This window comes from Janthinobacterium sp. AD80 (assembly GCF_002878455.1).
GTDB lineage: Bacteria > Pseudomonadota > Gammaproteobacteria > Burkholderiales > Burkholderiaceae_D > Janthinobacterium.
Map to the genome: position 1 here is coordinate 20321 of NZ_NRDQ01000037.1, position 22051 is coordinate 42371.

The window sequence follows — 22051 nt, forward strand, 5'->3', positions numbered from 1 at the left end:
GTTACTGTCCCGCAGGCTGGCTCGCAGACTGGCTGGCATCCTGCGCGCTGCGGATGGTGCACATCAGCTCCGCTTCCAGCGCCACTTTGCCGTCGACCGAGCCGACCGCCTTGTACTTCCAGATGCCGCGCGAGACGCGCAGAATTTCCACGTCCATCTTCAGCTGGTCGCCCGGTTCGACGGGACGCTTGAAGCGCGCATTGTCGATGCCGACGAAGTACACCACCGAGTTCTCGTCCGGTTTCACGCCCATCGACAGGAACGACAGCAAGGCCGCCGTCTGCGCCAGCGCTTCGATCATCAGCACGCCAGGCATGACTGGCTTGTGCGGGAAGTGGCCCTGGAAGAATTCTTCGTTGACCGTCACGTTCTTGATGGCGGTGATGGTTTTGTTCGCTTCCCAGTCCAGCACGCGGTCCACCAGCAGCAGCGGGTAGCGGTGCGGCAGCAGCGATTTGATGGCCAGGATGTCGAGGGTCTTTTTTTCAGTAGTCATTTTTCGTCTTGCGTGGTCAGTGTTTTAATTGTTTTTTCAAGCGCGCGGATTTTCTCGCGCATGCTTGACAGGTTGCGCACGATGGCGGCGCTCTTTTCCCAGTCGGCGTTCTTGGCCAGCGGGTAGAAACCCGTGTACTGGCCCGCTTCAAGAATCGAACGCGAGACCATGCTGCCCGAGCCGACGTGGACGCGGTCGGCGATCGTCAGGTGGCCCAGCACCATGGCGGCGCCGCCAAAGGTGCAGTATTTGCCGATGACGGCACTGCCCGCCACGCCGACGCAGCCGGCCATGGCCGTGTGCGCGCCGATATGGCAGTTGTGGCCGATCTGGATCTGGTTGTCCAGCTTGACGCCGTCTTCGATGATGGTGTCGGCCAGTGCGCCACGGTCGATGGTGGTGTTGGCGCCGATATCGACATCGTCGCCGATCACCACCCTGCCCGTTTGCGGGATCTTGATATACACGCCGCCTTCGTTGGCGAAGCCGAAGCCGTCGGTGCCGATCACGGCGCCCGAATGGATGATGCCGCGCTGGCCGATCACGCAGCGCGCGTGGAAGGTCACGTTGGCGAAGAACTGCGTGCCGGCGCCGATCACGGCGTCGCGCCCCACCACGCAGCCTGAGCCGATCACGCAGCCGGCGCCAATCACGGCACCGGCCTCGATGACGGCATTGGCGCCGACGGAGGCGCTGGCGTCGACCTGCGCGCTGGCGTCGACCACGGCGCTGGCATGGATGCCCGGCGGGGCCTTGATTTCATGCAGGGCGGCGAAATACTGCGCCGCGCGCGCGAAATACACATAGGGATTCGGTGTGACGATGCGCGCGCCCGCGTACTCAACGCCGATCAGCGCGTCGTCGGCCGGCGTGAGGATCAGGGCGGCAGCGCCACTCTGGGCCGCCTGTGCGCGAAATTTACTGTTGCTGAGAAAGCTGATGTGCGAAGCGCCGGCGTCGGCCAGCGGTGCGATCCCTGTGACTTCCAGGTTGGGATCGCCCGCCAACTGCCCGCCGAAGCGTTCGACCAAGTCTCCTAGTCGAGTGCCCATCTTTTACCTTTTTATAAGAACGCCTGACTATGCGTACCGCGCGGCGCGATGTGCGGTCTGCGATGCTCGCTGCCTCGGGCGGCCCCGTGCATTCGCACGGCGCCGCTTTTCAAGCACCACTCACATCCGCTCGCTACGGCACTGTCAGGCTTAAAACCGTTTCGATTACTTGTCCAGCGCCTTCAAGACCTTGTCGGTAATGTCGATGCGCGGGCTGGCCCACAGGGCTTCCTGCAGCACGATGTCATATCCTTCGATATGCGCCATCTGCTGGATGATGGTGTTGGCCTTTTCCGCGATGGCGCTGCGCTCTTCGTTCGTGCGCTGGCTCAGGTCTTCGCGGAATTCGCGCTGGCGGCGCTGCAATTCCTTGTCCAGTTCGAAAAATTCGCGCTGGCGCTTGGCGCGGTCGGCCTCGCTCAGGGTCGGCATGTCCTTTTCCAGCGCCTCGTTGGCCACCTTGAAACGGGCGGCCAATTCCTGCACGGCCTTTTCCCGCGAACGGAATTCCTCGGCCAGCTTGGCGCTGGCCTGTTTCGCCAGCTTCGATTCGTTATAAATACGTTCGCTGCTGATCCAGGCGATCTTCGACTCCTGAGCCTGCGCCTGCACCGGCAACAGCGAACTCCAGCACAATGCAAGCGCGGCAAGGGTCTTGGGCAGGGTAGCGGATGCGGTGTTCATGATACTCCATGGTCAAAAAGTGTAAGCTGGCGCCCTGCTGCAGAGGGCCCGGTCAGAAACCGGTACCCATCTGGAACTGGAAGCGCTCCAGGCGGTCTGTCGGTTTGGCGTTCAACGGCTTGGCATAGCTCAGCTTGAGCGGGCCCACCGGCGAAATCCAGCTGATCCCCAGACCTGCAGAATAGCGCAATTGCGAGATTCGCATTTTTTCGCCTTCCTGGTAGACCTGGCCGCCGTCGAGGAAACCGAACCAGCGCAGGCTGCGGTCATTGCCCGAACCGGGGAATGGCATTTGCAGTTCCGCGTTACCGATCAGGCGCGACGCGCCGCCGAGGGCGTCGTTGGTGCTTGGTTCAACAGCGCCCAGCGAAGAGCTCAGGTAGCCGCGCACCGAACCGATGCCGCCGCCGTAGAAGTTCTTGAAAACCGGATACACGTGGTTGCCGATACCATGGCCGTAATCGATCTCGCCTTTCAGCGCCAGGGTGACCTTGCTGAACAACGGACGGAAATACTGGTGCTCATAGATGGCACGGAAGTATTTCTGGTCGCCGACCAGGTCAGCCTCGAGGTTGACGCGCTGGTAGCGGCCAATCGATGGCGTCAGCGCGCTGTCGCGGCTGTCGCGCTGCCATGCCGCCGTCAGCGGGATGGAATTGGTGGTGGCCGAACCGATACCGTCGGACGGGCCGCCGTTGTCGATCACGTATTGCTTGAAGCGCACCGGGCTGGTGGCATCCGTTTCGATGCGCGAGCGCTCGGCGCCGATACCGAAGAAGACGGTATCCATTTCCGAGAACGGCACGCCGAAACTGACGCGGCCACCGGTCTGCTTGATCTTGTAGCTGCCGATGTTCAGCGCCGGCGGTTCCGTCGTCCGCAGATAGACTTCAAAGCTGCGCGAGATGCCGTCGTCCGTGAAATACGGATTGGTTTGCGAAAATGCGATGGTGCGGCTGTAATGGCTGGTATTGAGTTCGATACCCACCGTGTTGCCGCTACCGGCAAAGTTGGCTTGCGAAATCGAAGCCGACAGGGTGAATTTCTCGGACTGCGAGAACGCGCCGCCGATCAGGAAGTTACCGGTCGGCTTTTCCACCACCGTCACGTTCACGTCGACCTGGTCGTTCGTGCCCTGCGCTTCCGGCGTGTCGATGGTCACGTCCTTGAAGTAGCCGAGGCGGTCGACACGGTCGCGCGACAGCTTGATCTTGTTGCTGTCGTACCAGGACGACTCGAACTGGCGGAATTCGCGGCGGATGACTTCATCGCGCGTGGTGGTGTTGCCGGCGATATTCATGTGGCGCACGTACACGCGCTTGCCCGGATCGATGAAGAAGGTAAAGCCCACTTCATGCTTTTCGCGATTGATCTCGGGATTGGCGTTGACGTTGGCAAACGCATAGCCGAACGTCGCCAGGCGGTCCTGGATACGCTTGTTGGTCGCCGTCAGGCGCGCGCCCGAATAGATCTCGCCTTCGCGCATCAGGTTCAGCGCCTTCAGTTCTTCTTCGCGGCCAAACATCTCGCCTTCGAACTTGGTGCCGGCGATCTTGTACTTCTCGCCTTCCGTGATGTTGATCGTCAGGTAGATGTCTTTTTTATCGGGCGTGATCGACACTTGCGTCGAATCGACCTGCATCTCGATATAGCCGCGGTCAAGGTAGAACGACTTCAGCGACTCGATGTCGCCCGTCAGCTTGGTCTTCGAATACTGGTCGGCCTTGGTGTACCAGCTGAACCAGCCGCCCGTGTTCAGGGCCAGCTGCTCGCGCAATTCCTTGTCCTTGAACGCCTTGTTGCCGACGATGTTGATCTGCTTGATGCGGGCCACGTCGCCTTCGTCGACAGCGAACACCACGTTGACGCGGTTACGCTCGATCGGCGTGACGGTGGTGGTGATCTTCACGCCATACAGGCCATGCGACAGGTACTGGCGCTTGAGTTCCTGTTCCGCGCGGTCGACCGAAGCCTTGTCGAAGATCTTGGCTTCACCCACGCCAATTTCCTTCAATGCCTTGACCAGCACGTCCTTTTCAAATTCCTTGGTGCCGGTGAATTCCACCGCGGCGATGGCCGGGCGTTCCTCGACCAGCACGACCAGCACGTCGCCATCGACTTCCAGGCGCACATCCTTGAAGAAACCCGTCGCATACAGGGCCTTGATGGCGGCGATACTCTTTTCGTCGGAGAACGTCTCGCCTACCCGCACCGGCAGGTAGCTGAACACGGTGCCCGCTTCGGTACGCTGGATCCCTTCGACCCGGATGTCCTTGACAGTGAACGGCTGGACGGCCAGCGCGTGGCCGGCACAGAAAGCCATGACGGCAGCACCGATCAGGCTACGGCGAAAGGAAGGCAAGGCAAAACGAGCAGAATGTAATTTCATTGGGGTTATTCAATGGTAAATCAGTGGACAACATACACAAAAGATTGCTTGTGCGACTCACTCAATGGCATCAGCCATTGCCTTAATTCAGCAGCCGCAAGACGTCGTTAAAGACGGCAAGCACCATCAAGGTCAGCAACAGACCGATCCCCAGCCGCTGGGCAATCTCGCCTACGCGTTCCGGCACGGGGCGTCCGGTCAAAACTTCCAGCGAATAATACAGCAAATGCCCGCCATCCAGAACAGGAATGGGTAGCAAATTCATCACGCCAAGACTGATACTGATGAAGGCAATGAAGCTCAGGTAGCTCACCAGGCCGATGCGCGCCGTCTGGCCCGCATAGTCGGCGATGGTAATCGGCCCCGTCACATTCTTCAGCGACACCTGTCCGGTGATCATTTTGCCCAGCATTTTCAGGCTCATGACACTGGTATCCCAGACCTTGACGCTGGCCTTGCCGACGGCGGCGAACGGTCCCGATGCCACGGTGATCATATCCGGCACCTGTCCCAGCTTGGCCTGGATCTTACCAACTGTTACAGCTCCCTCCGCCCCTGCACCGGGCACGGCGTCGGGGGTGATCGGCAGGGTCAGATCTTGCCCTTGACGCAACATTTGCAATTGCAAGGTTTGCCCGGGCGCCCGGCTCAGGGTGTCGATGATGGCGGTCACGTCATGCACAGGCTTGCCGTCGATGGCGAGGATTTCATCGCCCTTTTGCAGCCCGGCGCGCTCGGCGGCACCACCGGGCAGGATTTCCATCATGGTGGGCGCCGAGCGGGCCAGGGTCAGGCCCAGCTTGCCCAGCACGTCGCCTTCGAGGTCCGTTTCCGTCAGGCTGGCCGTCGGCAGGATGGCTTCCTGCACGCCGCGGTCAGGGCGGCGCACTTCGATGCGCGCCGGCTGCTTGTCGAGCGCGGCCTGGATCAGCTCCCAGCGCAGGTCGGACCAGCTGCCCACGGCCTTGCCATTGACCGATTCGACCAGATCGTCACGCTGCAGGCCGGCCGTATAGGCGGCCGTCTGTTCGGCCACGGGGCCAAGCTTGCTCGATGGCTCTTCGATGCCGTACATGAACAGGCCTGCGTACAGCACGATGGCGACGAGGAAATTGGCCAGCGGGCCGGCAGCGACGATGGCGATGCGGCGCCACACGCTCTGGCGCGTGAATTCACGGCGCAGTTCGCTTTCCGGCAAGCCGCTGAGGTCTTGCGCGCGGCTGTCGAGCATGCTCACATAGCCGCCCAGCGGCAGCGCGGAAATGGCCCACTCCGTTTGATCCTTGCCCAGCTTGCGCGAATACACGACCTTGCCCATGCCGATGGAAAAACGCAGCACCTTCACGCCGCACCAGCGCGCCACCAGGTAGTGGCCCAGCTCGTGCAGGGTAATCAGCGAGCCCAGCGCAACGATAAACGCCAGCAAGGTGGTAATGAGCGTCATGCGGCCAGCCTGCCGGCGATATACGCCTGTGCCGCCACGCGGGCCAGGCGGTCCTGTTCCATCACGGCATCGATGCTGGAGGCGGCGCCATGCGCCACCGTCTCGATCACGTGGGCAATGACGGTATCGATCTGGCGGAAGCCGATCTGTTCCTCGAGGAAGGCTTGCACGGCCACTTCATTGGCCGCGTTCAGCAGGGCCGGTGCCGTGCCGCCCGCGCGCAAGGCGTCGAACGCCAGCGCCAGGCAAGGGAAACGGCGGAAATCGGGACGTTCGAACTGCAAGGTGGCCACTTGCACCAGGTCAAGCTGCGCCACGCCGGAATCGATGCGCTGCGGATACGCCAGCGCGTGCGCGATGGGCGTGCGCATATCCGGGTTGCCCAGTTGGGCCAGCACGGAGCCGTCGATGTACGAGACCATGGAATGGATCACGCTTTGCGGATGGATCAGCACTTCGATCCTGTCGGCAGGCGCGCCAAACAGCCAGTGCGCCTCGATCACTTCCAGTCCCTTGTTCATCATGGTGGCCGAATCGACGGAGATCTTGCGGCCCATGGCCCAGGTCGGATGCTTGCACGCCTGGTCAGGCGTGACCTTGTCGAGCGTCTCGACGTCGCGCGTGAGGAAGGGACCGCCGGACGCCGTCAGCACGATCTTTGCCACGCCCGAGGCTGCAGGCGCGCGGCCGTAGGCATGCGGCAGGCACTGGAAAATGGCGTTGTGTTCGCTGTCGATCGGCAGCAGCACGGCGCCGTTGTCGTGCACGGCATCGATGAACAGCTGGCCGGACATCACCAGCGCTTCCTTGTTGGCCAGCAAGACTTTCTTGCCGGCCCGGGCTGCGGCCAGGGTGGGTGCCAGGCCGGCGGCGCCGACGATGGCGGCCATCACGCCCGTCACCTGCGGCGCGCTGGCGATCGCGCACAAGGCCGCCTCGCCGTACTCGACTTCGGTGGACACGCCCTGCCCGCGCAGCAAGCGCGTCAGTTCAAGGGCCGCCTCGGCCGTGGCGACGACGGCGCGCTGGGGACGAAATTGCAGGCACTGGGCGGCCAGCTCGGCAACGCGGCTGTGGGCGCTCAGCGCGTAGACGCTGTACTGCTCTGGATGGCGCGCGAGCACGTCCAGGGTGGACACGCCGATCGAGCCGGTCGCGCCTAGGATGGTGATGTATTGCATGAACTAATTCCTTAAAGCCAGTTGGCCACCAGGGCGGCAAACGGCAAGACCGGGATCAAGGCGTCGATACGGTCGAGTACGCCGCCATGGCCAGGCAGCAGGTTGCTGCTGTCCTTGATGCCGGCGCGGCGTTTCAATTGCGATTCAAACAGGTCGCCCACGACACTGGCGGCCACCACCACCAGCAGGATCAGCAGGGCCACCAGCCAGCCGCGGTGCAGTTGCAGTTGCACGGCGAAGGTGTCCTGCAAGACGGGCAGCGATGGCGCGGCGAGAATCGTGATGGCGGAAATGACCAGCACGGCGATACCGCCGCCGATCGCGCCTTCCCACGACTTGCCTGGAGAAATGGTCGGCGCCAGCTTGCGCTTGCCGAAAGCCTTGCCCGAGAAATACGCGCCGATGTCGGCGATCCATACCAGCGCCATGACGGACAGCAGGTACAGGGGGCTATGCAGGAACAAGGCGATGATGGCAACGAAGCAGCCGACGATGGTGACCGGGTACACCAGGCTGAGCAAGGTGTTGCCCAGCCCTTCCATGGGCGGCAGGCCCGTCGCCAGCGAGGGCACGAAGCGGATCAGCCAGATGGCCACGCTCAGGGCGAACCAGAAATTGAGCTGCGCCATGCCGTTGCCGACAAAAAACGTATACGCGAAGGCGGCCGTCCAGACGGCCGCGATCACCAGCGCCTGGCGATTCTTGAAAAGGCGGAAGCTTTCCCACACGGCGGCGCCGAAGAACAGCGTGACGATCACGGCGAATGCGGGGAAATAATTGAGATACAGAACCGGCAGCAAGACCGCCAACAAGACCAGGGCGGTGATTATCCGTGTTTTCAGCATCAGTTTTTCTTTTCAGTTAGTTGCGCGCTGGTACGGCCAAAGCGCCGTTCGCGCTGCTGGTAAGACGCGATTGCCGCGTCGAGGCATTCTTCATTGAAGTCAGGCCAGAAAGTCTCGGTGAAAAACAACTCAGTGTACGCCAGTTGCCACAACAGGAAATTGGAAATGCGCTGTTCGCCGCCAGTGCGGATGAACAGGTCGGGTTCGGGCGCGTAGGCCATGGCCAGATGGGGCGCCAGTTGCTCTTCCGTATAAGCCTGGCCGGGTGCCTGGCCAGCGGCGATGGCTGCGGCCGTCATTTTATTGACTGCCTGCATGATGTCCCAGCGGCCGCCATAATTGGCGCAGATGGTCATCGTCAGGCGCGTGTTGCGCGCCGTCTTGCGTTCGGCATCGGCAATCAGCGTTTGCAACTGTTCATTGAAGCGCGACAAGTCGCCCACCACTTTCAGGCGGATGTCGTTGGCATGCATCTTCACCACTTCGCGTTCCAGCATGGTGACGAACAGACGCATCAGCATCGACACTTCTTCTTCGGGACGGCGCCAGTTTTCCGAACTGAAGGCAAACAGGGTCAGGTACTCGACGCCGCGCGTAAGGCAAGTCTCGACGATGCCGCGCACGGCGTCGGCGCCCTTGACGTGGCCAGCCACCCGGGGCAGGAAGCGCTTGGTTGCCCAGCGACCATTGCCATCCATAATGATTGCCACATGGCGCGGCACCGTGCCCACCTCGGGTACTGCCGTTGTCGAACTCGAATAGATCATGAAAACACTAATGCCAAAAATAAAAGATAGTTATTATGCGCCAAATAGCACTGCCCGGAAAAGCCATGCTTTCCCGGGCAGCGCAAAAGACTGAAGACTAGACCGTCAGCACTTCTTTTTCTTTGTCGACAACCATCTTGTCGATGTCGGCAATAAACTTGTCCGTCAGCTTCTGCACTTCTTCCGACGAGCGGCGCTCGTCGTCTTCGGAGCAGGCTTTTTCCTTGACCAGTTTCTTCAGCGATTCGTTCGCATCGCGGCGAATATTGCGCACGGCAATCTTCGCGTCTTCCGCTTCGCTTTTCACCAGCTTGACCATTTCCTTGCGGCGCTCTTCCGTCAGGGGCGGCGTCGGTACGCGGATCAGGTCGCCCTGTGCCGACGGGTTCAAGCCCAGGTCGGCGTCGCGGATGGCTTTTTCGACGGTCGAAGCCATCTTCTTTTCGTATGGCTGCACACCGATGGTGCGCGCATCGATCAGGGTCACGTTGGCCACCTGGGTCAGCGCCGTCGGCGAACCGTAGTAGTCGACCATCACGTGGTCCAGGATACCCGTATGGGCACGGCCGGTACGCACTTTGGCCAGGTCGGCGCGCAGTGTTTCCAGCGATTTCGTCATGCGTTCCTGGGCGTTTTTCTTAACGTCAGCTAAGGACATTACTGTACTCCTGTAGTGACGCCTGTCAAAAACCTGCTGCGCGTCGGTATTTGCGGCCTGCGATGCTCACCGTACCTTCGTACGGTTGCGCTTCTCAGCCACAACTCCCTTCCGCTCGCGACGGTTTTGCCAGGCGTTGTTAGTGATAAATTAATCTTGCAATTACATCCATATGACGCGCGGCTGGCGCCCGTCAAGAGTGCCGAAAACCGTTCAGGGCAAGGCGCCGCACCGAAGCCAGTACGCATGGTACTGGCAAGGTGGAGCGACGCAGCCATGGACGGTTTTTTGGTCCTCCTTATTTTTATACGTGGACCAGCGTGCCTTCGTCTTCACCCATGATGACACGCATCAAGGCGCCTGGTTTCGTAATCGAAAACACTTTGATTGGCAGTTTCTGGTCGCGGCACAGGGCGAATGCCGTGGCATCCATCACCTGCAGGTGCTTGGCGATGGCGTCGTCGAACGTGATGGTGTTGAACAGGGTGGCGTTCGGATCCTTCTTCGGATCGGCCGTGTAGACGCCGTCGACCTTGGTGGCCTTCAGGACGATCTCGGCGCTGATCTCGGAACCGCGCAGGGCAGCAGCCGTGTCGGTGGTGAAGAAGGGATTGCCGGTGCCGGCGGCGAAGACAACCACTTTGCCCTCTTCCAGGTATTGCAGGGCTTTCGGACGAACATACGGCTCGACAACTTGTTCGATGCCGATGGCCGACATGACGCGCGCCGTGATACCCACGTGGCGCATGGCATCGGCCAGGGCCAGTGCATTCATCACGGTGGCCAGCATGCCCATGTAGTCGGCGGTGGCACGGTCCATGCCTTGCGCGCCAGGCGCGACGCCGCGGAAGATATTGCCGCCACCAATCACGATTGCCAGTTCCACACCCAACTTCGCCACCTCGGCCACATCGGCCACCATGCGCTCGATCGTGGCGCGGTTGATGCCGTAGGGATCATCGCCCATCAGGGCTTCGCCGGACAACTTGAGGAGGACGCGCTTGTAGGCTGGTTTTGACATGAGCTGGGGCTCCATAAATGAGGTTATTCGAGTATGACATGGCGCAGCGCCTTGCAGCGCCGGATAGGCGGGAGGAAGCTGCCCATGCCGCCGCCCGGCACGACGGGTGCGGGCGGGCCAAAAAAACGGGCCTCTCGGCCCGCTTTACTTACGCTCCCTGGGAGGCAGCCATCTGTGCTGCGACTTCCGCTGCGAAGTCGTCTTGCTTCTTCTCAATGCCCTCGCCCACCACGTACATGGCGAAACCCTTGACGGTGGTGTTAGCCGCCTTCAGCATTTGCTCAACCGACAGCTTGTCGTTTTTCACGAAAGCTTGGTTCAGCAGGGAAACTTCTTTCAGGTACTTCTGTACGGAACCTTCCAGGCGCTTGGCCAGGATTTCCGGCGATTGCGCTTGCTTGCCTTCGGCGGCAGCTTTGGCTGCGTCTTCTTCAGCTTTCAGCTGAGCAACCGAACGCTCTTTTTCGATCAGTTCCGCTGGAACTTGTTCCGACGACAGCGACACTGGCTTCATTGCAGCGATGTGCATGGCCACGTCTTTGCCTACTTGCTCATCGGCGCCGTCGAATTCGACGATCACGCCAATGCGCGAACCGTGCAGGTACGAAGCCAGCTTGGCGCTGGTCTCGAAACGCTGGAAGCGGCGGATGGTCATGTTTTCGCCGATTTTGCCGATCAGGGCAGCGCGCACTTCTTCCAGGGTCTTGCCATCGAGTGGCAGGGCCAGCAGGGCAGCTACGTCAGCCGGGTTGTGTTCCGCTACCAGACGGGCAGCGTTGTTGGCCAGTGCCAGGAAATCGTCGTTTTTAGCAACGAAGTCGGTTTCCGAGTTCACTTCGACCAGGGCGCCTACGCCGTTGGCGATGTAGGTTGCCACTACGCCTTCAGCGGTGATGCGTGCCGATGCTTTCGATGCCTTGCCGCCCAGTTTGACGCGCAGGATCTCTTCCGCACGGGCCATGTCGCCATCGGCTTCGGTCAGTGCTTTTTTGCATTCCATCATTGGTGCGTCGGTTTTGCCGCGCAATTCGCCTACCATCGCTGCTGTAATCGCTGCCATGTGTTTCTCCTGATTCGGTGAGTCGATAGTCGCGGCACGGGCTTGCGCCTTGCCAGCGGTCGCTATCGTTTTTTTGTTAAAAAAAAGGGGGAGCTGCTGCCACCCCTTTTCCCTTACTGCTGTGCTTACAAACGGCTATCCTGCGATAGCCTGGCCATTAAGCCTGTTCGTTAACTTCGACGAATTCGTCACCAGCGGCTGCTTTAACCATTTCAACAACTTCGTTACCGGCAGCTGCACGGCCTTCGATGATTGCATCAGCAACACCGCGAGCGTACAACATGATGGCTTTCGAGGAGTCATCGTTACCTGGGATCACGAAGTTCACGCCTTCTGGGGAGTGGTTGGTATCGACAACGCCGATGACCGGGATACCCAGTTTAGCTGCTTCGGTGATCGCGCCTTTGTGGTAGCCGACGTCGACGACGAAGATTGCGTCAGGAACGCCGCCCATGTCCTTGATGCCGCCGATCGATTTTTGCAGCTTGATCATTTCGCGGGAGAACATCAGCGCTTCTTTTTTCGACAGCTTCTCGATCGAACCATCTTCGACCATCGCTTCCATGTCCTTCAGGCGCTTGATCGAGGTTTTGATCGTTTTGAAGTTGGTCAGCATACCGCCCAACCAACGTTGATCAACGAAAGGCACGCCAGCGCGTTGTGCTTCAGCAGCGATGATTTCGCGAGCTTGACGCTTGGTGCCAACCATCAGGATGGTGCCACGGTTTGCAGCCAGTTGACGCACGTGCTTCATTGCGTCCTGGTACATCGCCATGGTTTTTTCCAGGTTGATGATGTGGATCTTGTTGCGATGGCCGAAGATGAACGGTGCCATTTTTGGATTCCAAAAACGGGTTTGGTGACCAAAGTGGACACCGGCTTCCAGCATTTCGCGCATTGTTACGGACATTATTAACTCCAGGGTTGGGTCTGGAATCCGATCAGTCACCATACAGGCACCCTTGTCGACCGGATTCGCGTGTTTATATAAATTAAAGACACTGTTTTACTGCATTGCTTAAAAGAGAATTCAAGCAACCCGGGATTCTACACTGAAATGCCCATTGCATCAAGTGCGCGGCGCAAATCGCGCGCAGGGGGAAAGCGGCCGGCGCACCAGGCTGGTGCAAGGGGCGGCGGCGGCGCCTTTTCCCCCACAAATCGCCTCCCGGCCATAGGAAGGAGGCGGCGGATCGGGTGCGCCTCGTTTATAATTTCGACATATTTGCAGACTTTTCCGCCTTGCGCAGGATAAGTCTGTGCTTTTCAGCCGAACCTCTTGCAGATTGCGAACCATATCATGTCCACCATCCGTATCAATACCGCCGCCGACATCGAAGGCATGCGCGTTGCCGGCAAACTCGGCGCCGAAGTGCTCGACTACATCACCCCCTTCGTCAAGGTGGGCGTCACGACCGGTGAACTGGACCGCCTGTGCCACGAATACATGGTCAATGTGCAAGGCACCATCCCGGCCCCGCTGAACTATTGCCCGCCAGGCTACACGCCCTACCCGAAAGCCATCTGCACGTCCGTCAACGATGTCATCTGCCACGGCATTCCCGGCGACAAGGTCTTGAAGAGCGGCGACGCCGTCAACCTCGACATCACCGTCATCAAGGATGGCTACCACGGCGACAACAGCCGCATGTTCCTGGTCGGCACGCCCACCATCCTGGCCAAGCGCCTGTCGGAAATCACCTATGAATGCATGTGGCTGGGAATCGACCAGATCAAGCCGGGCGCCCACCTGGGCGATATTGGCCATGCCATCCAGCAACATGCCGAGAAAGCCGGCTACAGCGTGGTGCGCGAATTCTGCGGCCACGGCATCGGCAAGGTGTTCCATGAAGAACCGCAAGTGCTGCACTACGGCAAGCCAGGCACCCTGGAGCGCCTGGAAGCGGGCATGATTTTCACCGTGGAACCGATGATCAACTCGGGCCGCCGCGAAATCCGCGAAATGAACGACGGCTGGACCATCAAAACCAAGGACCGCAGCCTGTCGGCGCAATGGGAACACACGGTGCTGGTGACGGAAACGGGCTATGAAGTGCTGACCGTTTCGCCGGGCATGCCGCCGCCGCCGGCCATCATCGCCAAAAAAGCCTGATCACGCCTGATTGACCTAGCCTGACCCCACCCGACCCACCGCCACCCAGGGCCCAGATGAAAAAGCAAGTTCGGGAACAGCTGAAACAGCAACTGAAAGCCGACCGCCAGGTCGTCATCGCGGCCTTCCAGGCCGACGGCAAGCCTGAAAAACTGCTGCGCAGCCTGCGCCACAGCGTCGACGGCGTGCTGGCGCGCGCGTGGCAGGAAGCGGGCTTGCCGCCTGGCACTTCACTGGTGGGCGTCGGCGGTTATGGCCGCGGCGAACTGTTTCCCTATTCAGACGTCGACCTGCTGATCCTGCTGCAGCAATCGCCGGATGCGGCGACGCAGGAAAAGCTCGAGGAACTGGTGCAACTGCTGTGGGACCTGGGCCTGGAAATCGGCCACAGCATCCGCACCGTCGATGAGTGCTTGATCGAATCGAAAGCCGACATCACCGTGCAAACGAGCTTGCTCGAAGCGCGCCTGGTGTGCGGCAACGCGGAGCTGTTCGCGCAATTGCAGCAGCGCTACGATGCGGCCATGGATCCGCAGGCGTTTTTCCAGGCGAAAACGGCGGAAATGCGCCAGCGCCACGCCAAATATGAAGACACGGCCTTCAGCCTGGAACCCAATTGCAAGGAGAGCCCCGGCGGCCTGCGCGACTTGCAGGTGATTTTATGGGTGGCCAAGGCGGCCGGCCTGGCCAATTCCTGGCGCACGTTGGCCACGGGCGGCCTGATCACGCTGACGGAAGCGCGCCAGCTGATGGAAAAGGAGCGCGCTTTCAAGGATATCCGCGTGCGGCTGCACCTGCATGCGGGCCGGCGCGAAGACCGCCTGGTGTTCGACGTGCAGACGGCCATCGCCGAATCGCTGGGCCTGCAAGCGACGGGCAGCGGGCCGCACATGCGCCGCGCCAGCGAATTCCTGATGCAGCGCTATTACTGGGCCGCCAAGACGGTGACCCAGCTCAACACGATTCTGCTGCAAAACATCGAAGCGCGATTGTTTCCGCAAGACGATGTGGCCGTGCCCATCAACGAGCGCTTCAATGAAGTCAACAGCCTGATCGACATCAGCGCCGACGACACGTTCGAGCAATACCCGTCGGCCATGCTGGAAATTTTCGTGCTGATGACGGAACGCCCGGCCCTGAAAGGCATGACTTCGCGCGCCACGCGGGCCCTGTGGCACGAGCGTTTCAAGATCGACGCCGCCTTCCGCCAGGATCCCGTCAACCGCGCCCTCTTCCTGCGCATCATGCAGGCGCCCGTCGGCATCATCCACGCGCTGCGGCGCATGAATGAAATGAGCATCCTGGGACGCTATCTGCCGAATTTCCGCCGCATCGTGGGCCAGATGCAGCACGACCTGTTCCACGTGTACACGGTTGACCAGCATATCCTGATGGTGGTGCGCAATATGCGCCGCTTCACCATGAGCGAGCATGCGCACGAATACCCGTTCTGCAGCCAGCTGATGGCCGATTTCTCGCAGTCGTGGCTGCTGTACGTGGCGGCCCTGTTCCACGATATCGCCAAGGGCCGCGGCGGCGACCATTCCAAGCTGGGCGTGGCCGACGCCACCCAGTTCTGCCAGGATCATGGCCTGTCGGCCGAGGATACGGAACTCATCGCCTTCCTGGTGGAAAACCATCTGACCATGTCGCAGGTGGCGCAGAAGCAGGATCTGTCCGATCCCGACGTCATCGCCGCTTTTGCGAAAGTGGTCAAGGATGAGCGCCACCTGACGGGCCTGTACCTGCTGACGGTGGCCGACATCCGCGGCACCAGCCCGAAAGTGTGGAATGCGTGGAAAGGCAAGCTGCTGGAAGACCTGTACAAGGTCACCTTGCGCGTTCTCGGTGGCGAACCGCACACGGCCGACCGCGAGCTGAAGAACCGCCAGCAGGAAGCGCTGGCCACCCTGCGCCTGTACGGCTTGCCGCCAGACGCGCATGTCAAGCTGTGGCAGCAGCTGGACGTGGCGTATTTCCTGCGCCACGACGCCTCCGACATCGCCTGGCAGACGCGCTCGCTGTATGACAAGCTCGACAGCAAGTTGCCGGTGGTAAAATGCCGGCTGGCGCCCATTGGCGAAGGCTTGCAGGTGGCCGTCTACGTGCCCGACCAGCCCGACCTGTTCGCGCGCATCTGCAGCTATTTCGACCGCAAGAACTTCAGCATCCTCGACGCGAAGATCCATACCACGAAGAACGGCTATGCGCTCGACACCTTCCTGGTGACGGAACAGAACTTCGCCAAGAGCTACCGCGACATCATCAGCCTGATCGAGCATGAACTGGGCGAACTGCTGCTGTCGCAGGCGCCGCTGCCGCCGCCGGGCAAGGGCCGGCTGTCGCGTCTGTCGCGCACCTTCCCCTTCCAGCCGACCGTCGACTTGCGGCCCGACGAAAGGGGGCAGTACTACCTGCTGTCGGTGGCCGCCAACGACCGCACGGGCTTGCTGTACTCGATCGCCAATGTGCTGACCAAGTACCGCATCAACCTGCATACGGCCAAGATCATGACCCTGGGCGAGCGGGTCGAAGACGTCTTCCTTGTCGATGGCCCCGCGCTCAACAATGCCCGCAACCAGATATTGCTGGAAACCGACTTACTCGATGCGCTGAAGGTGTAAATGCCGCCAGCGCAGCGTCCACTCTTATTGATTTAGTGAAACACAGACCATGACCGAAGAATTATTACGCTTGTCCAAACGCATGTCCGAACTGGGCCTGTGCTCGCGCCGCGAAGCCGATGAATGGATCGCGCGCGGCTGGGTGCGCGTAGATGGCAAAGTGGTATCCGAACTGGGCAGCAAGGTCTACCCCAGCCAGCGCGTCACCGTGGAGCGCCAGGCGGCGGCCGAGCAGTCAAAGCGGGTCACCGTCCTGATCAACAAACCCGTCGGCTATGTCAGCGGCCAGGCCGAAGATGGCTACACGCCCGCCGTGGCCCTGATCAAGGCGGAAAACCGCTGGGCGGAAGACCGCAGCCCGGAACAGTTTCATCCGACCCAGCTGCGCAGCCTGGTGGCGGCCGGCCGCCTGGACATCGATTCCGTCGGCTTGCTGGTGCTGACGCAGGATGGCCGCGTGGCCAAGCAGCTGATCGGCCACGATACCGATATCGACAAGGAATACCTGGTGCGCGTGAGCTACACCAAGGGCGGCACCCTGCCCGACAGCGAGCTGAAAAAGCTCAACCACGGCCTGTGGCTCGACGGCAAGCCCTTGCTGCCGGCCAAGGTGCGCTGGCAGAATGAAGACCAGCTGAGCTTTACCCTGCGCGAAGGCAAGAAGCGCCAGATCCGCCGCATGTGCGAAGCCGTGGGCTTGAAGGTGCTGGGCTTGAAACGCGTGCGCATCGGCAAGGTCAAGCTGGGCGACCTGCCGACGGGCCAATGGCGCTACCTGAGTGCCGACGAACAGTTTTAAGCACGCAGATCAAGGCGGCAGGCCCTGCGGCATGCCAGACTGCGCAAGAAGAAACAGGAATATAGTGCAATAAATATCATTATTGTGATTTGCTTAGCAAATATTGCCGTGAACCTATACACTATTCCCCATTAGAACAGAAGAGATACGCCGTCGTGAACGATCCCATCCCCAATCCCCTGCGCAAGGGCGCGCCCAGCCTGGCCGACGTGGCCGAGCCGATGGCGCCCGGCACCAAGCCGCACCACATGAGCGATCCGTGGGATATCGGCGAAACCCTGTGCAGCCTGGCAGACAACGGTGACGCCATCTCCATCTACCCCAGCGGTGGCGAAGAGGTCATCATGGCGCGCATTCTGTCGGTCGATGACGACCTGCCGCAATTCGTGCTGGAGCTCAATGAAGGTGCCACCCTGCCGCCGGGCGGCGCCACCTTCGTGTCCTGGGTGCAAAGCGCCAAGCTGCAATTCACCATCAATGGCGAATGGGAAGCCTATCCCGAGCGGCCCAACGTCTACCTGACGAACTTCCCCAGCCACTGCCTGGTGCTGGAGCGGCGCGAATCGACGCGCTTGGAAACGCCGCTGGGTGTGTACTACCTGGCCGCGTTCGTGCTGGAAGGCCGCCCCTACGAATTGCAGCTGTATGACTTTTCCGCCGGCGGCATCGGCATGCGCGCCCATCCGCGCGATACGGTGGGCCTGTACGTGGGCCGCAAGCTGTCGCGCGTGCGCCTGGAGCTGGGGCCGGACAAAGTCATGATCGCCGACCTGGAAATCCGTTTGTCGCGCACCTTCCGCTCCTTCCTGCTGGGCGAACAGGTGCAGATCGGCTGTCGCTTCCTGAACCTGTCGGTAGCCATGCAGGATGAATTGAAAATGCTGCTCGACAATATGGGCAGCAGCCGCAAGGTACGCTGAGTTTCTCGCTTGCCCATAAAAAATGGCCGCCCAGCTCAAGCTGCGCGGCCATTTTATGTTCGACAGTCACACGTATGAGGCGCCTGAAAAACGTTCAGGGCAAGGCGTATGGCCGAAGACAGTACGGAATAGTACGGCAAGGCAACGCAGCCTTGGGCGTTTTCTCAGGGGCCGATCAATCGTCGTCGTTCGGATCCAGGTCCGGGAACATGACCTCGGTATAACCGAACTGCGTAAAGTCGACAATCCGCATAGGATACAGAATGCCGTGCAGATGATCGACCTCATGCTGCACCACTCTTGCATGGAAGCCGTCGCAGTCGCGGCTGATGGGCTGGCCGAACTGGTCGAACCCTTCATAGTGCAGCTCGCTCCAGCGCGGCACGCTGCCGCGCAGGCCGGGCACGGACAGGCAGCCCTCGAAACCCTCTTCCTTGCATTCCGACAAGGGCGTCAGGACCGGATTGATCAGCACGGTTTCCGGCACTTGCGGCGCGTCAGGGTAGCGCGCATTCTGCTTGAAGCCGTAGATCACCACCTGCAGGTTGACGCCGATCTGCGGCGCGGCCAGGCCGGCGCCATTGGCGGCATGCATGGTGTCGAACATGTCGGCGATCAGCGCGTGCAATTCGGGCGTATTAAATTCGCGCACGGGCTCGGCCATCCGCAGCAAGCGCGGATCACCCATCTTCAGAATCTCGCGTACCGTCATTTGGCGTCCAGTGTCGATTGCAGCTGTTGCAGATAATTGCGGAAAGCGACACCCGTTTCCGCATGCTTCATGCCCATCGCCGTGGTCGCCTTCAGGTAGCCGAGCTTGGAGCCGCAGTCATAGCGCTGGCCCTTGTAGCGGTAGGCCAGCACGCGCTCCTCGCGCATCAGGGCGGCAATGCCGTCAGTCAGCTGGATTTCGCCGCCGGCGCCCGTGCCGATTTTTTCCAGGTGCTCGAAGATGCGGCTGGTCAGCACATAGCGTCCGACCACGGCCAGGGTCGACGGCGCCTCTTCCGGGGCAGGTTTTTCCACGATGGCCGAAACCAGTTCCAGGTCAGGCTGATAATGCTGGGCGCTGACGATGCCGTACTGCTTGGTCTCCGCGCGCGGCACATCCTGCACCGCCAGCAAGGAACAGTTTTCATACTGGTATACATCGGCCATCTGCGCCAGCACCGGACGCACGCCCTCTTCCACATCCATGAAATCGTCGGCCAGCAGCACGGCAAACGGCTCGTCGCCGATCACGGGACGGGCGCATAGTACGGCATGGCCCAGGCCCAGCGGCGCCGACTGGCGGATGTAGATGCAATTGATGTGCTTGGGAATGACGTTTTGCACCATCTCCAGCAACTGGCGCTTGCCTGCCGCTTCCAGTTCTGTTTCCAGTTCGTAGGCCGTATCGAAATGGTCTTCGATGGCGCGCTTGTTGCGGCCCGTGATGAAGATCATTTCCGTGATGCCCGCCGCCACCGCCTCTTCCACCGCATACTGGATCAAGGGTTTGTCGACGATGGGCAGCATTTCCTTCGGTTGCGCTTTGGTGGCGGGCAAGAAACGGCTGCCCAGGCCCGCGACGGGGAAAACTGCTTTTCGGATTTTTTTCATGGATCTATCTGCAAAATATTGAATAAATACCGCTATTGCTGTGCCAGTAACGCCAGCATGGCCGCCTCGTCCAGCACGGGCACGCCCAGCTCCTGGGCCTTGGCCAGCTTGCTGCCTGCGTCGGCGCCAGCCACGACATAGCTGGTTTTCTTCGACACGGAACCGCTGACCTTGCCGCCAGCCGCCTCGATCAGCGCGGCCGCGTCATCGCGGCCCATGGTGGGCAAGGTGCCCGTCAAGACGAACGTCTTGCCGTCCAGCTTGCCGCCGGAGGCTGGCATTTCAGGCAATTGTGACAGTAATTCATTTCTGAGGGCGTCCAATTGACCAAGCAGCTTGACATTGTCGTCAACAGACAGCCATTGCGCCAGCGACTCGGCCACGGCAGCGGGCAAGCCCGCATGGAAGCTGGCACCCTGCGCCGCCAGGCTGGCAAGGGTGACGCCCCGCTCCACCAGCTGCTTGCTGCGCGGCTCGGTCAGCTTGGGAATGCCCAGCGCGGCCAGCAGCTTGGTTTGCTCCAGCTGCGTGCGCAGCTTGGCGCTGGGCGCATGTTCGCCTTGCGGCGCGACCCCGGCGTCCAGCAATGCCTGCAGCGCCTGCTGGTTTTTTTCTTCCGCAAAGAAGTCGGCGATGGACTCGGCCACCGTGCCGCCGATATCGGGCAGCACGCGCAGCAGGGCCGCCGGCGCGCGGCGCACGTATTCCAGGCTGCCCAGCCACTCGGCCAGGGTCTTCGCCGTCGATTCACCCACGTGGCGGATGCCCAGCGCAAACAGGAAACGCTCAAGCGGCGGCCGCTTGCTTGCTTCGATGCCAGCCAGCAGGTTTTCCGCCCACTTCGTGGGAATCTTGCCTTGTTGCACTGTCTCAGGCGTGGAGCCATCGCGCTCATCGGCGCGTACCTTCATTTCCAGCAGCTTGTCCAGGGTCAGGCTGTACAGATCGGCCAGGCCATGCACGTATTCCAGTTCGACCAGGGTATCGATATAACGTTCACCCAGGCCGTCGATATCCATCATGCGCCGGCCAGCGAAGTGGCGGAACGCCTCCTTGCGCTGCGCCGAACAGAACAGGCCGCCCGAGCAGCGGGCGATCGCCTCGCCCTCTTCGCGCACCACGTGCGAGCCGCACACGGGGCATGCTTCCAGCATCTTGAACAGCGGCGGCGCCGGGTCTGGACGTTTCTCCAGCACCACGGCGAGCACTTCCGGAATGACATCGCCAGCGCGCCGCACAATGACGGTATCGCCCACGCGCACATCCTTGCGCAGCACTTCGTCTTCATTGTGCAAGGTGGCATTGGTGACCGTCACGCCGCCCACGGAAACGGGCGCCAGGCGCGCCACTGGCGTCATGGCGCCCGTGCGGCCCACCTGGATATCGATGCCCAGCACCTGCGTCAGCGCTTCTTCGGCGGGAAACTTGTGCGCCAGCGCAAAACGCGGCGCGCGCGAGACAAAGCCCAGTTCCTGCTGGTCTTCCGTGGCGTTGACCTTGTAGACCACGCCGTCGATTTCGTACGGCAAGGCGGGACGCCGGGCGCCGATGTCGGCGTAGTAATCGAGCAAGCCCTGCGCACCCTGCACCACCTTGCGCTCTTTCGATACGGGGATGCCGAGCAGTTCGTACCAGTCCAGCAAGGCCGAATGCGACGCGGGCATGGCGGCGCCATCGAGGGCGCCGATGCCGTACGCATAGAAACGCAGCTTGCGCTGGGCCGTGATGCGCGAATCGAGCTGGCGCAGACTGCCGGCCGCCGCGTTGCGGGGATTGGCGAATTCCTTCTGCCCGGCCTCGCGCTGGCGTTCGTTCAGGCGGGCAAAATCGGCCTTGAACATCATGACTTCGCCGCGCACGTCGAGCAGCGCCGGCACGGTCTTGCCATGCAGGCGCAGCGGGATGCCGGAAATGGTGCGGATATTCGCCGTCACGTCTTCGCCAGTGGCGCCATCGCCGCGCGTGGCCGCTTGCACGAACAGGCCGTTCTCATAGCGCAGGTTGATGGCCAGGCCGTCGAATTTCACTTCGGCCGCATAGGCGACGTCCTGTCCATCGAGGCCCAGGCCTTCGCGCACGCGGCGGTCGAAATTGACGATGTCGTCGTCGCTAAAACCATTGTTCAGCGACAGCATCGGCACCGTGTGCGTGACTTGCTCGAATTGCGGCAGAGGCGCCGCGCCCACGCGCAAGGTGGGCGTATCGGGCTGCAGCAGCTCGGGATGGGCCGCTTCCAGCGCCTGCAGTTCGATAAACAGCTTGTCGTACTCGGCGTCAGGAATGGTGGGATTGTCAAGCACGTGGTAGGCGTGCAGATGCCGGTTAAGTTCGGCAGTGAGTGCCAGGACCCGCGCTGCGGCGTCCTGGTTGGTCAGATCAGTCATTGTTGCGGGATT

General features: G+C 61.1%; 19 protein-coding genes. 4 read left to right on the forward strand and 15 right to left on the reverse strand.

The window, feature by feature from the left end; translation table 11 throughout:
- Position 1: 1 nt before the first annotated feature.
- The 12 genes from fabZ to rpsB form a co-directional block, all read right to left on the reverse strand.
- Positions 2 to 496 carry a 3-hydroxyacyl-ACP dehydratase FabZ gene (fabZ, locus tag JaAD80_RS08880; RefSeq protein ID WP_071077748.1) on the reverse strand — a complete coding sequence of 165 codons (495 nt, stop codon included), beginning with the start codon at positions 494 to 496 and terminating at the stop codon, positions 2 to 4.
- Positions 493 to 1548 (reverse strand): UDP-3-O-(3-hydroxymyristoyl)glucosamine N-acyltransferase, encoded by a 1056-nt coding sequence (lpxD, locus tag JaAD80_RS08885; protein ID WP_102293846.1) that lies wholly within the window; start codon positions 1546 to 1548, stop codon positions 493 to 495. The genes fabZ and lpxD overlap by 4 nt, the downstream gene beginning before the upstream one ends.
- 165 nt (positions 1549 to 1713) lie before the next feature.
- Positions 1714 to 2232 carry an OmpH family outer membrane protein gene (locus tag JaAD80_RS08890; protein WP_102293847.1) on the reverse strand — a complete coding sequence of 173 codons (519 nt, stop codon included), beginning with the start codon at positions 2230 to 2232 and terminating at the stop codon, positions 1714 to 1716.
- Positions 2233 to 2284: 52 nt separating this feature from the next.
- A complete protein-coding gene (gene bamA / locus JaAD80_RS08895) occupies positions 2285 to 4621 on the reverse strand; it encodes an outer membrane protein assembly factor BamA (protein WP_102293848.1) in 2337 nt (778 codons plus the stop codon).
- A gap of 82 nt (positions 4622 to 4703) precedes the next feature.
- Positions 4704 to 6065: an RIP metalloprotease RseP gene (gene rseP / locus JaAD80_RS08900; protein WP_102293849.1), complete on the reverse strand. Its 1362-nt coding sequence runs from the start codon at positions 6063 to 6065 to the stop codon at positions 4704 to 4706.
- Positions 6062 to 7246: a 1-deoxy-D-xylulose-5-phosphate reductoisomerase gene (gene ispC / locus JaAD80_RS08905; RefSeq protein ID WP_102293850.1), complete on the reverse strand. Its 1185-nt coding sequence runs from the start codon at positions 7244 to 7246 to the stop codon at positions 6062 to 6064. Before ispC ends, rseP begins: the two co-directional genes overlap by 4 nt.
- 11 nt (positions 7247 to 7257) lie before the next feature.
- On the reverse strand, positions 7258 to 8091 hold the full coding sequence (locus JaAD80_RS08910) for a phosphatidate cytidylyltransferase (RefSeq protein WP_102293851.1): 834 nt from the start codon (positions 8089 to 8091) through the stop codon (positions 7258 to 7260).
- Positions 8091 to 8858 carry a polyprenyl diphosphate synthase gene (uppS, locus tag JaAD80_RS08915; protein ID WP_102293852.1) on the reverse strand — a complete coding sequence of 256 codons (768 nt, stop codon included), beginning with the start codon at positions 8856 to 8858 and terminating at the stop codon, positions 8091 to 8093. Before uppS ends, JaAD80_RS08910 begins: the two co-directional genes overlap by 1 nt.
- A gap of 97 nt (positions 8859 to 8955) precedes the next feature.
- A complete protein-coding gene (gene frr, locus JaAD80_RS08920) occupies positions 8956 to 9516 on the reverse strand; it encodes a ribosome recycling factor (protein WP_092802600.1) in 561 nt (186 codons plus the stop codon).
- 304 nt (positions 9517 to 9820) lie between these two features.
- Positions 9821 to 10537, reverse strand: coding sequence for a UMP kinase (pyrH, locus tag JaAD80_RS08925; RefSeq protein WP_092715775.1), 717 nt, complete (start codon positions 10535 to 10537; stop codon positions 9821 to 9823).
- 148 nt (positions 10538 to 10685) lie between these two features.
- Entirely contained in the window at positions 10686 to 11597 is a 912-nt protein-coding gene (gene tsf, locus JaAD80_RS08930) for a translation elongation factor Ts (protein WP_102293853.1), read from the reverse strand.
- A gap of 157 nt (positions 11598 to 11754) precedes the next feature.
- On the reverse strand, positions 11755 to 12507 hold the full coding sequence (gene rpsB, locus JaAD80_RS08935; protein ID WP_086145236.1) for a 30S ribosomal protein S2: 753 nt from the start codon (positions 12505 to 12507) through the stop codon (positions 11755 to 11757).
- 390 nt (positions 12508 to 12897) lie between these two features.
- Between rpsB and map the strand changes: the two genes are divergently transcribed.
- The 4 genes from map (at position 12898) to JaAD80_RS08955 (ending at position 18053) form a co-directional block, all read left to right on the forward strand.
- Positions 12898 to 13710 carry a type I methionyl aminopeptidase gene (gene map / locus JaAD80_RS08940; RefSeq protein WP_102293886.1) on the forward strand — a complete coding sequence of 271 codons (813 nt, stop codon included), beginning with the start codon at positions 12898 to 12900 and terminating at the stop codon, positions 13708 to 13710.
- Between the two features lie 56 nt (positions 13711 to 13766).
- Positions 13767 to 16334, forward strand: coding sequence for a [protein-PII] uridylyltransferase (locus JaAD80_RS08945; RefSeq protein WP_102293854.1), 2568 nt, complete (start codon positions 13767 to 13769; stop codon positions 16332 to 16334).
- A gap of 49 nt (positions 16335 to 16383) precedes the next feature.
- Positions 16384 to 17133 carry a pseudouridine synthase gene (locus tag JaAD80_RS08950; RefSeq protein WP_034752263.1) on the forward strand — a complete coding sequence of 250 codons (750 nt, stop codon included), beginning with the start codon at positions 16384 to 16386 and terminating at the stop codon, positions 17131 to 17133.
- Positions 17134 to 17288: 155 nt separating this feature from the next.
- A complete protein-coding gene (locus JaAD80_RS08955; RefSeq protein ID WP_102293855.1) occupies positions 17289 to 18053 on the forward strand; it encodes a flagellar brake protein in 765 nt (254 codons plus the stop codon).
- A gap of 175 nt (positions 18054 to 18228) precedes the next feature.
- Here JaAD80_RS08955 and def read toward each other — a convergent pair whose 3' ends face one another.
- Genes def through ligA form a run of 3 tightly spaced genes read right to left on the reverse strand, consistent with a single transcriptional unit; the run spans position 18229 to position 22039 of the window.
- Positions 18229 to 18765, reverse strand: coding sequence for a peptide deformylase (def, locus tag JaAD80_RS08960; RefSeq protein ID WP_102293856.1), 537 nt, complete (start codon positions 18763 to 18765; stop codon positions 18229 to 18231).
- Positions 18762 to 19655 (reverse strand): UTP--glucose-1-phosphate uridylyltransferase GalU, encoded by an 894-nt coding sequence (galU, locus tag JaAD80_RS08965; protein ID WP_102293857.1) that lies wholly within the window; start codon positions 19653 to 19655, stop codon positions 18762 to 18764. The genes def and galU overlap by 4 nt, the downstream gene beginning before the upstream one ends.
- Before the next feature lie 32 nt (positions 19656 to 19687).
- Positions 19688 to 22039 carry an NAD-dependent DNA ligase LigA gene (ligA, locus tag JaAD80_RS08970; protein WP_102293858.1) on the reverse strand — a complete coding sequence of 784 codons (2352 nt, stop codon included), beginning with the start codon at positions 22037 to 22039 and terminating at the stop codon, positions 19688 to 19690.
- Between the last annotated feature and the right edge of the window lie 12 nt (positions 22040 to 22051).

Excerpts from the sequence above, each read along its gene's own strand:
- fabZ (WP_071077748.1), bottom strand. The coding sequence starts at position 496 with ATGACTACTGAAAAAAAGACCCTCGACATCCTGGCCATCAAATCGCTG.
- lpxD (WP_102293846.1), bottom strand. The coding sequence starts at position 1,548 with ATGGGCACTCGACTAGGAGACTTGGTCGAACGCTTCGGCGGGCAGTTG.
- JaAD80_RS08890 (WP_102293847.1), bottom strand. The coding sequence starts at position 2,232 with ATGAACACCGCATCCGCTACCCTGCCCAAGACCCTTGCCGCGCTTGCA.
- bamA (WP_102293848.1), bottom strand. The coding sequence starts at position 4,621 with ATGAAATTACATTCTGCTCGTTTTGCCTTGCCTTCCTTTCGCCGTAGC.
- rseP (WP_102293849.1), bottom strand. The coding sequence starts at position 6,065 with ATGACGCTCATTACCACCTTGCTGGCGTTTATCGTTGCGCTGGGCTCG.
- ispC (WP_102293850.1), bottom strand. The coding sequence starts at position 7,246 with ATGCAATACATCACCATCCTAGGCGCGACCGGCTCGATCGGCGTGTCC.
- JaAD80_RS08910 (WP_102293851.1), bottom strand. The coding sequence starts at position 8,091 with ATGCTGAAAACACGGATAATCACCGCCCTGGTCTTGTTGGCGGTCTTG.
- uppS (WP_102293852.1), bottom strand. The coding sequence starts at position 8,858 with ATGATCTATTCGAGTTCGACAACGGCAGTACCCGAGGTGGGCACGGTG.
- frr (WP_092802600.1), bottom strand. The coding sequence starts at position 9,516 with ATGTCCTTAGCTGACGTTAAGAAAAACGCCCAGGAACGCATGACGAAA.
- pyrH (WP_092715775.1), bottom strand. The coding sequence starts at position 10,537 with ATGTCAAAACCAGCCTACAAGCGCGTCCTCCTCAAGTTGTCCGGCGAA.
- tsf (WP_102293853.1), bottom strand. The coding sequence starts at position 11,597 with ATGGCAGCGATTACAGCAGCGATGGTAGGCGAATTGCGCGGCAAAACC.
- rpsB (WP_086145236.1), bottom strand. The coding sequence starts at position 12,507 with ATGTCCGTAACAATGCGCGAAATGCTGGAAGCCGGTGTCCACTTTGGT.
- map (WP_102293886.1), top strand. The coding sequence starts at position 12,898 with ATGTCCACCATCCGTATCAATACCGCCGCCGACATCGAAGGCATGCGC.
- JaAD80_RS08945 (WP_102293854.1), top strand. The coding sequence starts at position 13,767 with ATGAAAAAGCAAGTTCGGGAACAGCTGAAACAGCAACTGAAAGCCGAC.
- JaAD80_RS08950 (WP_034752263.1), top strand. The coding sequence starts at position 16,384 with ATGACCGAAGAATTATTACGCTTGTCCAAACGCATGTCCGAACTGGGC.
- def (WP_102293856.1), bottom strand. The coding sequence starts at position 18,765 with ATGACGGTACGCGAGATTCTGAAGATGGGTGATCCGCGCTTGCTGCGG.
- galU (WP_102293857.1), bottom strand. The coding sequence starts at position 19,655 with ATGAAAAAAATCCGAAAAGCAGTTTTCCCCGTCGCGGGCCTGGGCAGC.
- ligA (WP_102293858.1), bottom strand. The coding sequence starts at position 22,039 with ATGACTGATCTGACCAACCAGGACGCCGCAGCGCGGGTCCTGGCACTC.